The sequence below is a fragment of the Streptomyces sp. D2-8 genome (genome assembly GCF_023184515.1).
In the GTDB taxonomy this organism is placed as follows: domain Bacteria; phylum Actinomycetota; class Actinomycetes; order Streptomycetales; family Streptomycetaceae; genus Streptomyces.
The window spans coordinates 67475-80834 of record NZ_JAAHBP010000010.1 but is presented as its reverse complement, the minus strand read 5'-3'; the positions used below and the strand labels follow the sequence as shown (position 1 = coordinate 80834).

The 13360-nt window shown below is 72.2% G+C and carries 13 protein-coding genes; 6 read left to right on the top strand and 7 right to left on the bottom strand.

Features of this window, described 5'->3' with window-relative positions:
• Window positions 1-18 precede the first annotated feature (18 nt).
• Window positions 19-1077 carry a C40 family peptidase gene (locus tag G3I77_RS20270; protein ID WP_248505735.1) on the top strand — a complete coding sequence of 353 codons (1059 nt, stop codon included), beginning with the start codon at window positions 19-21 and terminating at the stop codon, window positions 1075-1077.
• A gap of 9 nt (window positions 1078-1086) precedes the next feature.
• On the opposite strand, the gene G3I77_RS20265 is transcribed toward G3I77_RS20270, so the two are convergent.
• Window positions 1087-1827, bottom strand: coding sequence for a response regulator transcription factor (locus G3I77_RS20265; protein ID WP_248505733.1), 741 nt, complete (start codon window positions 1825-1827; stop codon window positions 1087-1089).
• The gene (locus G3I77_RS20260; protein WP_248505731.1) at window positions 1824-3116 is read right to left on the bottom strand and encodes an ATP-binding protein; all 1293 of its coding nucleotides are present in this window, start codon (window positions 3114-3116) and stop codon (window positions 1824-1826) included. The genes G3I77_RS20265 and G3I77_RS20260 overlap by 4 nt, the downstream gene beginning before the upstream one ends.
• Before the next feature lie 177 nt (window positions 3117-3293).
• Here G3I77_RS20260 and G3I77_RS20255 point away from each other — a divergent pair, with 177 nt between their 5' ends.
• Together G3I77_RS20255 and G3I77_RS20250 are read left to right on the top strand one after the other, a co-directional pair.
• Window positions 3294-4679 (top strand): PspC domain-containing protein, encoded by a 1386-nt coding sequence (locus G3I77_RS20255; RefSeq protein ID WP_248505729.1) that lies wholly within the window; start codon window positions 3294-3296, stop codon window positions 4677-4679.
• Window positions 4666-4890, top strand: coding sequence for a hypothetical protein (locus tag G3I77_RS20250; protein WP_248505727.1), 225 nt, complete (start codon window positions 4666-4668; stop codon window positions 4888-4890). Before G3I77_RS20255 ends, G3I77_RS20250 begins: the two co-directional genes overlap by 14 nt.
• Before the next feature lie 14 nt (window positions 4891-4904).
• Here the strand turns inward: G3I77_RS20250 and G3I77_RS20245 are convergent, their stop codons facing one another.
• Both G3I77_RS20245 and G3I77_RS20240 read right to left on the bottom strand, forming a co-directional pair.
• Complete coding sequence (locus G3I77_RS20245) at window positions 4905-5435, bottom strand: DoxX family membrane protein (protein ID WP_248505725.1); 531 nt, start codon at window positions 5433-5435, stop codon at window positions 4905-4907.
• 133 nt (window positions 5436-5568) lie between these two features.
• Window positions 5569-6945, bottom strand: coding sequence for a hypothetical protein (locus G3I77_RS20240; RefSeq protein WP_248505723.1), 1377 nt, complete (start codon window positions 6943-6945; stop codon window positions 5569-5571).
• A gap of 184 nt (window positions 6946-7129) precedes the next feature.
• On the opposite strand from G3I77_RS20240, the gene G3I77_RS20235 reads away from it, so the two are divergent.
• Entirely contained in the window at window positions 7130-8017 is an 888-nt protein-coding gene (locus tag G3I77_RS20235; protein WP_248505721.1) for a DUF4429 domain-containing protein, read from the top strand.
• An 8-nt stretch (window positions 8018-8025) separates the two neighbouring features.
• On the opposite strand, the gene G3I77_RS20230 is transcribed toward G3I77_RS20235, so the two are convergent.
• A complete protein-coding gene (locus G3I77_RS20230) occupies window positions 8026-8820 on the bottom strand; it encodes a class II aldolase/adducin family protein (protein ID WP_031108514.1) in 795 nt (264 codons plus the stop codon).
• A gap of 189 nt (window positions 8821-9009) precedes the next feature.
• Between G3I77_RS20230 and G3I77_RS20225 the strand changes: the two genes are divergently transcribed.
• Window positions 9010-9483, top strand: coding sequence for a pyridoxamine 5'-phosphate oxidase family protein (locus G3I77_RS20225; protein WP_248505719.1), 474 nt, complete (start codon window positions 9010-9012; stop codon window positions 9481-9483).
• 9 nt (window positions 9484-9492) lie between these two features.
• Here the strand turns inward: G3I77_RS20225 and guaA are convergent, their stop codons facing one another.
• On the bottom strand, window positions 9493-11073 hold the full coding sequence (guaA, locus tag G3I77_RS20220; RefSeq protein ID WP_248505717.1) for a glutamine-hydrolyzing GMP synthase: 1581 nt from the start codon (window positions 11071-11073) through the stop codon (window positions 9493-9495).
• Here guaA and G3I77_RS20215 point away from each other — a divergent pair.
• Window positions 11067-11684 carry a chorismate mutase gene (locus G3I77_RS20215; protein ID WP_308311402.1) on the top strand — a complete coding sequence of 206 codons (618 nt, stop codon included), beginning with the start codon at window positions 11067-11069 and terminating at the stop codon, window positions 11682-11684. The two genes, guaA and G3I77_RS20215, sit on opposite strands and share 7 nt — an antisense overlap.
• Before the next feature lie 518 nt (window positions 11685-12202).
• On the opposite strand, the gene G3I77_RS20210 is transcribed toward G3I77_RS20215, so the two are convergent.
• The gene (locus tag G3I77_RS20210; protein ID WP_248505715.1) at window positions 12203-13345 is read right to left on the bottom strand and encodes a hypothetical protein; all 1143 of its coding nucleotides are present in this window, start codon (window positions 13343-13345) and stop codon (window positions 12203-12205) included.
• Between the last annotated feature and the right edge of the window lie 15 nt (window positions 13346-13360).

The following is a 13360-nucleotide window of genomic DNA, read 5'->3' as shown; positions in this document are numbered from 1 at the left end:
AAAGGACGTGGCCTCCAGTTGGCAGCGCACCGCAAGCCCCGACAGCGCTCGATGGGTGGCGGCAAGGCCCGTACGGCCGCCACGATCGCCCTCGCGGGCGCGGCGACGGCGACGGGCTTCGACGGAACCGGACACGCCGAGCCCCGGCTCACCCCCGGCCAGGTCAAGGCCAAGGTGGACAAGCTGTACCAGGAGGCGGAGGTCGCCACCGAGAAGTACAACGGCGCGAAGGAGAAGGCCGACGCGGCCGGGCAGCGGCTGAAGAACCTCCAGGACCAGGCGGCGCGCACGGAGGAGCGGCTCAACTCCGCCCGCGACGACCTGGGTTCGGTCGCCGCCGCGCAGTACCGCGCCGGCGGCCTCGACCCCGCGGTGCAGCTCGCGCTGTCCGACGATCCCGACCGGTACCTCGAGAACGCCGAGTTCGTCGAGCGGGCCGGCAACCGGCAGAACGCCGCCGTCGCGCGTGTACGCAAGCAGCTCCGGGAGATCGAGCAGCTGCGCGGGGCCGCCCATGTCGAGCTGACCTCGCTGAAGTCGCGGCGGACGGAGCTCAAGCAGCACAAGGAAACGATCACGGGCAAGCTGGGCTCGGCACGGCAGCTGCTGTCCCGGCTCGGCGTGCAGGAACGTTCCCGGCCGGGCGCATCGCAGGACCGCGCCTCCCGCTCGACGGGCGCCCGGGACACCCTCGCGGCCCCCGGCTCCGTCTCGTCCCAGGCGCCCAACTCCCGCGCGGCCGCGGCCGTCTCCTACGCCTACCAGAAGCTCGGCAGCCCCTACGTCTGGGGCGCCACCGGTCCGAACGCCTTCGACTGCTCGGGCCTCGTCCAGGCCGCGTACCGCGCCGCGGGCGTCGCCCTGCCCCGCACGACGTACTCCCAGATCGCCGCCGGCCGCCGCGTCTCCCGCTCCGAACTCCTCCCCGGCGACCTGGTCTTCTTCTACGCCGGCATCAGCCATGTCGGCATCTACGTGGGCAACGGCCGCATGATCCACGCGCCGAACTCCTCAGCGCCGGTACGCGTCGCGCCGCTGGACGAGATGCCGTACGCGGGGGCGACTCGGGTCGTGTGAGCGCCGGTGTCAGACGAGGCGGCGAGCCGTCGCCCAGCGCGTCAGCTCGTGCCGGTTGGAGAGCTGGAGCTTGCGCAGGACCGCCGAGACATGCGACTCGACCGTCTTCACGGAGATGAACAGCTGCTTGGCGATCTCCTTGTACGCGTAGCCCCGCGCGATGAGCCGCAGCACCTCGCGCTCGCGCTGGGTGAGGCGGTCCATGTCCTCGTCGACGGGCGGGGCGTCCGTGGAGGCGAAGGCGTCCAGGACGAACCCGGCCAGCCGCGGGGAGAAGACCGCGTCGCCCTCCTGGACGCGGAAGACGGAGTCCACGAGGTCCGTGCCGGTGATCGTCTTGGTGACGTACCCGCGGGCCCCGCCGCGGATCACGCCGATCACGTCCTCCGCCGCGTCCGACACGGACAGCGCGAGGAAGCGGACCGGCTGTTCGGTGTCGCCCATCAACGGGGCGCAGCGGCGCAGCACTTCGACGCCGCCCCCACCCGGCAGGTGCACGTCGAGGAGGACCACCTCGGGCCGGGTCGCGGTGATCACCGTGACCGCCTGGTCGACGTCCGCGGCCTCGCCGACGACCTCGACTCCGGTCTGCTCGGTCTGCCCGATCTCGGCCTGGACCCCCGTGCGGAACATGCGGTGGTCGTCCACGAGGACCACGCGCACGCGACGCCCGGGGCCACCGCCCGACTCCGCGGGCCCGGGCGCCTCCGCCGATCCCGCCGTACCGTTCGCCTCGGTCGGGTCGCTCATGACGTCTTCTCCGCCCTCTCCATCTCCAGCTCGACCTCCGTGCCGCCGTCCGGCACCGCGCGCAGCCGCGCCGTGCCGCCGTTGCGCTCCATGCGGCCGATGATCGATTCTCTGACACCCATCCGGTCGGCGGGTATCGAGTCGAGGTCGAAGCCGGGGCCGCGGTCCCGGACGGACACGAAGACCGTCTTCCCCTCGACCTCGGCGAAGACCTGTACGGCGCCGCCCTCGCCACCGTACTTGGCGGCGTTCACCATTGCTTCCCGCGCGGCCTGCATCTGTGCGGCGATCCTCTCGTCGAGCGGGCAGTCGCCCACGACCACGACCTCGATGGGCACGCCGTGCTTGTCCTCCACCTCGGCCGCGTCGCGCCGCACGGCGTCGGCGAGCGTGGTGGGTTCGTCGGCCTCGTCCTTGCCGGTGCCCTCGGGCTTGTAGAGCCAGGTGCGCAGGTCGCGTTCCTGGGCACGGGCCAGGCGCCGCACCTCGTTCGCGTTCTCCGCGTTGCGCTGGATCAGGGTGAGGGTGTGCAGCACCGAGTCGTGCACATGAGCGGCGACCTCGGCACGCTCCTGGGCCCGGATACGCATCAGGCGCTCCTCGGAGAGGTCCTGCGTCATCCGCACCAGATACGGCCCGGCGAGAAGCGTTATGCCGACGAGGACGGCGAGGGCCGCCTGCAGGACGGAGCCGAGGTGGGCCGCGGAACCCTGCAGGACGAAGATGCCGGAGACGCCGGCCGTCACCAGCAGGACACCGCCCACCGAGCGCAGCAGCGTGACCGTGCGCCGGCGGCGGCCGACCTCGACCCAGCGGGCCCGGCGGGCGTTGTCCGCCTGCCGCCAGACCAGGGCGACACCCGCGCCGACCAGCACCATCGGCCAGAGGTACGCCCTCGCTCCGCCGCTGAGGTTCACATTGCCCACGAAGACCATGGCCACCACGACCATGAGGAGCAGGGCCACGATCTGGCCCTTGTCGGGCCTGCGCGCGACGCGTCTGCGGCGGCCGTCGGGCGATGTCTCCGCGACCACCGGCGTCGGCGGCTTCTGCGCCTCGACACCGCCGACGCCGAGCGGGACGAAGAACCAGAACGCGGCGTACAGCAGCGCGCCGAGACCGTCGGCCATGAACAGGCCGACGAAGACCAGCCGTACCCAGATCACGGGCAGCCCGAGGTGCCCGGCGAGGCCCCGCGCCACGCCCCCGAGCCAGCGTCCGTCACTGCTGCGGTAGAGCTTGCGCGGCGGCCGCGGTTCGGGGAGGGGCGCGCTTGCGGCTTCCGACATGCCATTGATGGTCACACGTGCGGGAGGCCGGAGCATCAGGGTCGGCCCCTGAGGCTCCCCTGATCTGAGCGGACCGCCCCTCGAACGCTTCCCGAGCCGCCTCTCAGGGCCGATATCAGGGTCCGGCCAGGGTCGTTCCGACTCCCGCCGGGGCGCCGCGCCCGTCACCATGGACCCATGACCGATCACGAGCACGCCGCGACGGGTCCGGGACCCGGGCGCGCGGACCCGGGAGGACAGGGAGGAGCACCCGGTACGGCCGCCCCCGCCGAGGAAGCCGTCCCGGCCGGGCCGCCGCACGCGTTCCGCCGCGACCGCCGCCACAAGACCCTGGCCGGTGTCTGCGCCGGACTCGGGCGGCAGTGCGACATGGACCCGGTGATCTTCCGCATCACCCTCGCCGTGCTCTCCGCCACCGGCGGCATCGGCCTTCTCTTCTACGGCTTCGCCTGGCTCTTCGTCCCGTACGACGACGAGGACGAGAACGAGGTCCGCAAACTGCTCACCGGCCGCGTCGACGGCCAGGCCCTGGCGGCCGTGCTGTTCGCGCTGGTCGGCTGCGGGGTATTCCTGACGATGCTGAACAACGGCGGGGTGCTGACCTTCGCCGTCATTCTCTCCCTCATCCTCGCGGGCGCCGGTTACTGGTCGCGCCAGCGCGGCGCTCCCAGCCCCGATCCCATCGCCGCCCAGGCCGCCGCCGACGCACCGCCGGAGCCCCAGGCGCCACCGGCGCTCCGCACCTCCCCGTCCTGGTGGCGCGACCCGATCGTCAAGGACGGCACCCACATCGGCGGCACGGGCTACCTGTGGGGCCCCCGCGACACCCACGACCTGGATGTCGCCGCAGCCGTCGACATCAGCCTCGGCACCCAGCCCGGCACCCACGAGGACATCCCCGCCCAGCGCCCCCGGCCGCCCCGGCCGCGCGGCCCCCGCTGGATCGGCGGCTGGGTCTTCCTCCTGGCCCTGCTCGCGGGAGCCCTGGGCACGAGCCGCACATGGGACGGGCATCCGCTCGGCACCAGCCTGCAGACGGGCCTGGCCTGTGCGCTCGCCGTCCTGGGCCTCGGCATAGCCGTCAGCGCCTTCCTGGGCCGGACCGGCGCCGGCTCGATCTTCCTGGCGATCATCACGGCCGGCCTGCTCGCCGGGGCGGCGGCCGTGCCCAAGGACATCGACACCCACTGGGCGCGCACGACATGGCAGCCCGCCACGGTGGCGGACGTACGCCGGCAGTACGACCTGGGTACCGGCGTCGGCACCCTGGACCTGAGCGGGCTGGACGTGTCGGGGAAGCAGACGGTCACCACGCGGGCCGAGGTCGGCATGGGCCGGATCAAGGTGCTCGTGCCCGAGGACGTGACCGTGCGGCTGAACATCGAGGTGGGCGTCGGCGACCTCCAGCTGCCGGGCGACGACCCGAAGGACGTGGACGTGCAGCCGGGACAGCACAAGGAGATCACCCTCTCCCCGGCCGAGGGCGTCAAGAAGTCCGGCACCGTCGACCTGGACCTCCGGGTCGGCATGGGACAGGCGGAGGTGACCCGTGCTACGTCATGAGTTCCAGCCCGGAAAGCTGGTCGCCGGCACCGTCCTCGTGCTCGCGGGCGTCCTCTACGCCGGTGACGCGGGCGGCGCCTGGGAGACCCCGTGGTTCGTGGCGATCCCCCTCGTCACGGGCGGGCTGTGCCTGGCGGGCGCGGTGGCGTTCCTGACGGGCCGCGTACGGCGACGCCGCCAGGGCGGGCGTACGGGCGCGGACCCGGCGTGACGGTGGGCGGCCTGCTACCGGTAGCCGCCGCTTCGGTGCCGTCGTCGCGATCGCAGCGCGGCATCGAGGGACAGCACCGGCGCGCCCGCCAGGATCAGGGGGATCCAGGCCATGAGGTAGGCGAGGTCGTTGCCGTAGTAGTACGGGTCGGAGGCCCAGCTCACGGTCAGCCACAGGCTGAGGGAGATCAGCGCGCCGCCGAGTGCGGCCAGCCGGGCGAGCAGACCGAGCAGGGTGCCGATGCCGACGGCCAGTTCTCCGAAGGCGATGGCGTAGCCGAAACCGACGGGGCTCTTGAGCGAGAGGTCGACCAGGGCGGGAATGGCGGAGGAGTCGCGTACGGCACGCATCATGTCGCCGATCGACCCGGCACCGGAGTCCTTCATGAAGGCGTTGTCGGTGAGTTTGTCCAGGCCGGCGTAGATGAAGGTGACGCCGAGGAAGACGCGCAGCGGCAGGAGGGCGTAGCGGGTGGCGGAGTCCCGCCAGCCTCCTCCGTCGCCGAAGTGGGGGGTGTGCGTGTCCGTGCGCATACCGTGAGTCATCGCTGCTAGCCGCCTCTCGCCGCCGAGACCCCCTCAACAGACCATACGTACGACGAACGGACCGCGCTCAATCCTGCGCGAACGGTATTTCTCGACGCGCACGTGCCGCGGGGTGTCTCAGAGGCGGGGTCACTCACTCCGTCACGTCGACCGCATACCGGTTCGTCTCCACCCCGGCCGCGGTGACCACCTGCACCTCCACCCGCCCCGGTTCCACATCGGCCGGCACGGGCACCGTCAGCAGCGTGTCCGTGGGGTTGCGGAACCCGCCGGGCACCGGCACCAACGGCACGTGGACATGCACCGCTCCCACGCGTACGACCATCCGGGCCAGCCGGTCGGCGCCCTGCGCCCCCGGCGGCACGAAGCCGGCGCCCCGGATCTCGATGTCGTCCCCGGTGCGGATCGGCCCGTCCAGGTCACCCGCCTCCCGGGCCCGGACCACGGAGAGGATGACCGGCCGGCCGCCCTCCGCGTACTTGCCGGCCAGATACGTCGCCGCCGACACCAGCACCACCACGGCCAGTCCCCACGGCAGGTCCGGCAACTGCTCCGGCCGCCTGGCCAGCCGTACCGCCGCGAAGACCAGGGCGACAGCGCTGATCACGACGTACTGGATGTCGGCGAAGGTGCCCCGCCCCGCGTCGTCGGTGAGCAGGTCGGCGGCCCGTGGCCGGTCGGCACGCACCTTCTGCAGCCGTTGCCCCAGCACCCGCAGTCCGACCACCCGCCGCACGAGCACGGCGATCCCGCACACCACGGCGAGCACGGTCACGACCCCGGCGCCCCGGGCGAGTTCCAGCCCGGAGAGCAGCGCGTCCCGGTCCCGGTGCCGGGAGGCGGCGGCCAGCCGCCCCGCGAGGACGAGCACCGCGTAGGCCACGAAGACCACCCATGCCGCGGCGACCGTACGGGACGTGGACAGCCGGTTGTCCTCACCGATCACCGGCGCCAGCACCCCGCCCTTCGCCCGGTGGAACCACGACGCGGCGGTCAGTGACAGCGCCATCACCAGCGCCGCGGCCAGCCCGGCCGTACGCGCCGCCGTCCAGCCCGCACCGACCGCGGTGAGGGCCTGCCCGAGCAGCAACAGCACCACGGCGGCCCACACGACACCCGCCGTGCGCCGCCACAGGCCCGTCAGCCAGGCCTGCCCCTCGGCCCGCCCCCGCTCGGCGACCTGCTCGGCGGACTGGGCCAGTTCCTCGGAGACCCACTGGCGGGAGGCCGAAGCGGAGTGGGCCACCGAGGCCGGCAGCCCCTGCCCGGCCGCGAACTCGTCACGCCGGAGCAGGAACGCGGCGACGGCCCGCCGGTGCCCCTCACGCGCCCCGTGCGGGCAGTCCCCGCAGGCGCACCCACCCCCGTGCGCGCCGCCGGATCCGCCCGGGTGACCACCGGTGTAACCACCGGCACAGCCACCCGAGTACCCCTCGGCATAGGCACCCGCATGCGCACCCGCGTACCCGCCCGCGTCCGCGCCGCCCTGTCCCGCCTCCCGCACCGCCACGCCCGACGCCCGCCTTCCCGCGACCCAACCACCGCCGGCCTTCCGGACCCCGGAAACACCGCTGCACAACTCCCCTGCGACGACAGCGAATTGTGCCCTACACCAGCCGGTTCGCGTCCGCCCGGCTTGGTCAACACGAGTGAAGTTCGGCGTGCCTTGTTGACCCGGCTGGGAGAATTCCCCTATGGCCGAGATCATCCAGCGTGACGGGACCTGGGCCTTCGACGGCGACACGGTCCGGATCACGCCCGGTCTGCGCCGCTCCGTGCCGCTGTTCCGGCAGACGTACGGAGAGATCGCCGTGCCGCTCGCGGCGGTCTCCGGCATCGTCCTGGAACCCGAACGCAGGCGCGGGCGGCTGCGGTTGCGGCTGCGCGAGGGCGCCGACCCCCTGCTCCAGGCGACCGGCGGGCGGCTGCCGGACGCGGCCGATCCCTACCGGCTGACGGTGGACGCCGACCGGACGGGGGTCGCCGAGTACGTCGCCGAGGAGATCCGGCGCGCCCTGCTTCTCGACCGGATCCCGAAGGGCCCGGCGAAGGCCTACCTGCTGCCCGGCCCGCCGGTTCCGGTCTCGGTGCGTACCTCGGACGGGACGGTCTCCTTCGACGGCACCCGGGTACGGATCGACTGGGCCGACACCTCCGAGCGGGTCAAGCGCGCCACCGGTCCGCGGATCATCACCATGGGCGACCTCGTACAGGTCGAGTGGTTGCCGCCCACCGGTCACGAGGACGGTTCCCTGCGCTTCGTGACCCGCGAGACGGTGTCGTCGAGACTGCCGCCGGGGAAGGACCCGTACGCCCTGGACCTGTGGGGCAGCGCCCGCCGGGACCTGCTCACCGCGCTCGTCGCCGCGGCGGTCACCGCCCGGCTGCCGCACCCGTCCACGCGCACTGCAACTGCAACTGCCACTGCCACTGCCACTGCCACCGACGGCGAGCACCCCTCCCCCGCCCACCACGACGTACTCCTGCGCCGGCTGCGCGAGCTGGGCCGGCTCCACCGCGACGGCGTCCTCACGGACGAGGAGTTCGCGCGGACGAAGGCGCTGGTGCTGCGGGGCTTCTGAAGGCCCGCCTAGCTCAGCAGGCCCGGCTCACTCCGGCTGACGTCCTCCCACATCGGCTGGTAGTTGATCCACGCCACCAGGTCGCCGCCCAACTGCTCCCGCGTCGCCACGGCCATCCGGTGATCGATCCGCACCGGCCGCCCGGCCGCCTGGGCCGTCAGCTGCACCTGGCAGGAGCGCTCCATCGACACGAACCACCAGGCCGCCGCGTCCACCGAGTCGCCGACGGTCAGCAGCCCGTGGTTGCGCAGGACGAGCGCCTTGCGGGAGCCGAGCACGGCCGCGATGCGCCGCCCCTCCTCGGCGTCGACGGAGACGCCGGTGTACGTGTCGTAGAGGGCGTGATCCTCGTAGAAGGCGCAGCTCTCCTGGGTGATCGGCTCCAGCAGCTCGCCGAGCGCCGCCAGCGCCCTGCCGTGCACCGAGTGGCAGTGGGCGACGGCGACCACGTCGGGCCGGGCGGCGTGGACCTGGGCGTGCACGGTGAAGGCCGCCTGGTTGACGTGGTAGCCGCCCTCGACGACCTGGCCGTCCTGGTTGGCGAGCACGAGGTCGCTCACGGTGACGTGCCGGAAGGGCATCCCGAACGGGTTGACCCAGAAGCAGTCGGTGAATTCGGGGTCGCGGGCGGTGATGTGCCCGGACACGCCGTCCTCGAAGCCGAGCCGTCCGAAGATCCTCAGGGCGCCCGCGAGCCGCTCCTTGCGGTGCCGGCGCTCGTCCTCGACCGACTCGTGCATCGGCGGCATGGCGAACCGCAGCCGGTCGGTGGGCAACGGCAGGGGCGGGGTGGGCCCGCTCATAGGTCCTCCAGCACTGGTTCTGCGTACGGGCGGAAGTTACCGTCCGTGAGGCCGGGAAGAACAGAAGGGTGTCGTGAAGATGACCCGAGCGCCCCTGTGAGCACCCTGTGCCCACTCGTGTGCCCCCTGGCTCCCCAACCCCACGGATAGCCGACAGAAGATGTCGGATTTCGGCGCGACACTCTCCTCATGACAGCGAACTGGGCGGCTTTCGCCACCGCCGAACCGGATCTGGCCGGCACCGTCGAGAAGCGCTTCGGCGCCTACACCCACCACATCCTCGCCACCCTCCGTAAGGACGGTTCGCCCCGCACCAGCGGCCTGGAGGTGCGCTTCCTGAACGGCGAACTGTGGCTCGGCATGATGCCGGACTCGCTCAAAGCCCTCGACCTGCGCCGCGATCCGCGCTTCGCGCTCCAGGCGAACCCCGGGGAGGGCACGGGCATGGGCGGCGGCGACGTCCGGATCAGCGGCCGGGCGATCGAGGTCGACGATGTGGAGACCAAAGCCGGATACGTCGAAGAGGTGGAACCGCCGGAGCCGTTCCACCTCTTCCGCACCGAGCTGACGGAGGTCGTGCGGACCTACGTCGAGGACGACACGTACCTCGTCGTCCAGGTCTGGACGCCCGGCGCACCCTTGCGCACGATCAAGCGCACGTAGGGCTCGGGGTCACTCCCACTCGATGGTGCCCGGCGGCTTCGAGGTCACGTCGAGGACGACGCGGTTGACGTCCTTGACCTCGTTCGTGATCCGCGTGGAGATCCGGGCGAGGACCTCGTACGGCAGACGCGACCAGTCGGCCGTCATGGCGTCCTCGGAAGAGACGGGGCGCAGGACGATGGGGTGGCCGTAGGTGCGGCCGTCGCCCTGGACGCCGACGCTGCGGACGTCGGCGAGCAGGACCACCGGGCACTGCCAGATGTCACGGTCGAGGCCGGCCGTCGTCAGCTCCTCGCGGGCGATGGCGTCGGCCTCGCGCAGCAGGTCAAGGCGCTCCTTGGTGACCTCGCCGACGATCCGGATGCCCAGGCCCGGGCCGGGGAACGGCTGCCGCTGGACGATCTCCTCCGGCAGGCCGAGCTCCTGGCCGACCATGCGGACCTCGTCCTTGAAGAGCTTGCGCAGCGGCTCGATCAGCTGGAACTCGAGGTCCTCGGGAAGGCCGCCCACGTTGTGGTGGGACTTGATGTTGGCCGTGCCGGTGCCGCCGCCGGACTCGACGACGTCCGGGTAGAGGGTGCCCTGCACGAGGAACTCCACGGCCGGGCCCTGGTCGGCGATGATCTCGGCCTGGGCCTGCTCGAAGACCCGGATGAACTCGCGGCCGATGATCTTCCGCTTCTCCTCGGGGTCGGAGACCCCGGCCAGCGCCTTGAGGAACCGCTCCTCGGCGTCCACGACCTTCAGCTGCACGCCGGTGGCGGCGACGAAGTCCTTCTCGACCTGCTCGGTCTCGCCCTTGCGCATGAGGCCGTGGTCGACGTACACGCAGGTCAGCTGGGAGCCGATGGCCTTCTGGACGAGGGCCGCGGCGACCGCGGAGTCCACGCCGCCGGACAGGCCGCAGATGGCGCGACGGTCGCCGACCTGCTCACGGATGGCGGCGACCTGCTCCTCGATCACGCTGCCCGTGGTCCAGGACGGGGTCAGGCCCGCGCCCCGGTAGAGGAAGTGCTCCAGCACCTGCTGCCCGTGCGTGGAGTGCATCACCTCGGGGTGGTACTGGACGCCGTAGAGCTTCTTCTCGTCGTTCTCGAAGGCGGCGACCGGTACGACGTCCGTGGAGGCCGTGACGGAGAAGCCCTCGGGGGCGGCGGAGCAGGCGTCGCCGTGGGACATCCAGACGGCCTGCTCGGCGGGGGTGCCCTCGAAGAGGGTGGAGGAGACCTTGGAGACGTGCAGGTCGGTGCGGCCGTATTCGCGGGCGCCGGTGTTGTCGACGGTGCCGCCGAGGGCCCGCGCCATCAGCTGGAAGCCGTAGCACATGCCGAAGACGGGGACGCCGGCCTCGAAGAGCGCGCGGTCCAGGCTGGGCGCGCCCTCCTCGTAGACCGACGAGGGACCGCCGGAGAGGATGATCGCCGCGGGGTTCTTGGCGAGCATCTCCTCGACCGGCATGGTGCTCGGCACGATCTCGCTGTAGACCCGCGCCTCGCGGACACGACGGGCGATGAGCTGGGCGTACTGCGCGCCGAAGTCGACGACCAGGACGGTGTCGGCGGCGGCGGCAGCGGGAGTCGCTGATGACACGGGGTGCCTTCCGGCGGTGGGGCGGGGGTCTTGTGCCACCCGATTCTACCGGGGGGCCGCCGGGCTCCTTCCGTGTGCCGGACGGCAGCCCCGTCTCAGGATGCGAACCGGCTTGGACGGCCCCGGAACGCGGTGCATACTTGCCCCCATGTTCAAGCACCAGACGTTCGTCTTTACCTATGGCATCCGGCCCGCCGGACGCCATGGTCGTGCTGCTTGAGCTACTGACAAGCGACTTCCCAGGCGCCCCGGGCCGACAAGGCCCGGGGCGCCTGTCGTCGTCCGGGCCGTGCCGCCCCGGGGCAGCCCCTGACGACGAGGAGCCCCCCATGACCGCCATCGACGTGACCGGCGCCCGCACCCCCGAGGCCGCCGACGTGATCACCGGCGCGCGCGAACGGATCGACGCGCTCGACGACCGGATCATCGGCCTGATCCAGGAACGGGTGGCCGTGTCCGCCGTCATCCAGGAGGCGCGGATCGCCTCCGGCGGCCGGCGCGTGAACCTCTCCCGCGAGATGGACGTCCTCGGCCACTACAGGGAGGCACTGGGCAAGCCGGGCACCGCGCTCGCGATGACCCTGCTGGAGCTGTGCCGCGGCAAGATCTGAAGCCGCCCCGCGAGTTTGGGATCCGCGTTCCCGGGACAGACGTACGCATCCCTCTCACCCGTACGGCGCGTGACCGCCCCCGGGCCGCCTCGTTGGTCCCGGTATCCGCGCCAGCCAGGCGCGGGCCCGAGAGAACCACGCGTGGCTCACTGGGGCGATGAGGCGCACGGATCGTGCCGTGCGTCGTGGGACCTCGCTCCAGGGAAGTGACCGGACGGCAGGGGACAGCAGCCCGGTCACCCAAGAGAACGGTCGGCTCCGGGGACGCCCGGGGCCGACCGGCGGACCTTGCATAAATGCACAAGTCTGGGTCAAACGGTTGCGGGCTCCGCGTTCATCCAGCACGATGCGTACACAGCCCAAGTCCCCCCGCGGGCACCCGCATTGCCGCACTTCCAGAGGTACAGACCAGTGGCGCTACCCCCCGGCGCCGCTTCCAGGCACCGGCGCTGCCCTGACGTCGGTGCTGACGAGAAGAAGGACCCCGCGGCTCCACCCCGCGGGGTCCTTCGCTCTGCTCAGGTGCGGGTCACCGTCCCGCAGTCGCCGCCGTCGCCGCGTTGGAGCTCCCTGCTCCGGTCGTACGGGTCCGTCGCCGGGCCGCTCGGGTCCGGGCCCGCGGACCTGCTCGACGAGAACTCCGGATGCAGGTAGCCGTCGTTGACGAAGCAGGAGGAGTTGCCTATCTCCTGGTCGTAGTTCATGAGGAGCAGGCGGCCGGGGGTGACCTGGTAGCGGCCGGGGTCGGCGAGTTCGACGTCGAGGACTCGGCGCACGATGGTGCGGGTGACCTCGGTGGGGCCGTCCGCCCGGACGACGGGGTAGACGAAGGTGTAGTCGGCGCGCACAGCCACGCCCCCCTGCGTGCCCTTCTTGAACGTCATGTGCCCCCGGGTCTTGATCACGTCGCCGGCCGGCCGCACCTCGTCGGGGTCGAAGCGGCTGAACAGCGTCACCGGGTCGTGCTTCTCGCTCGGGGAGCGCAGGCCGGCGTCGAGGTCGTCGAGCAGTTCGGGCTGCTTGGGGTCGAGCACGGAGAGCGCGGCCCCGGGGCGTGCGCCGCGCAGGGTCTTCGGGTCGAGGTTGGCCCCCACCAGCAGCTTCTTCGTCAGCTTCAGCGCCTGTTCCACCCGGTCCGCGGAGACCGCGCCGACGGCTTTCGCCTTCGGCGGGACGATGCCGGCCTCGCCGTCGGCCCAGCGCTCGGCCGGAGAGCCGGCGAAGGGCCTGTCCAGGGTGGGGATTTCGGGGTCCGACGCTTCGGGCGCGGCGGTGGGCGGCGCCGTCTCGTCGGGCAGCGGTGAGGCCTCGGCGGCCCGCGACCCCCCGGTGTCGAAAGGGTCACCCGGCAGCAGCGACGGCTTCAGGGCCACCAGCGCGACGGCCGCGGTGACGAGCACGCCGAGGATCGCCCACAGCTTGCGGCGCCGCGCCGCCCGGCCGTTCATCTCCTGCCACGCGGGTCCGGTGCGCCACCCGGGCGGCGACTCGCCCCGGGCGTCCTGCTCGCGCAGCCGCTCGGTCACCATACGGGCCCGCGCGGACGGCTCCTTCGGGGCGGAGGAACGGATGTCCCGTTCGGTGTCGCGGGTGAACTGTTCCCACACGTCGTCGGGGATCTGCGAGGCCGACGGCTGATCGTCGGACGGCTTTTCTGACACGAAGTCAAGATCTAA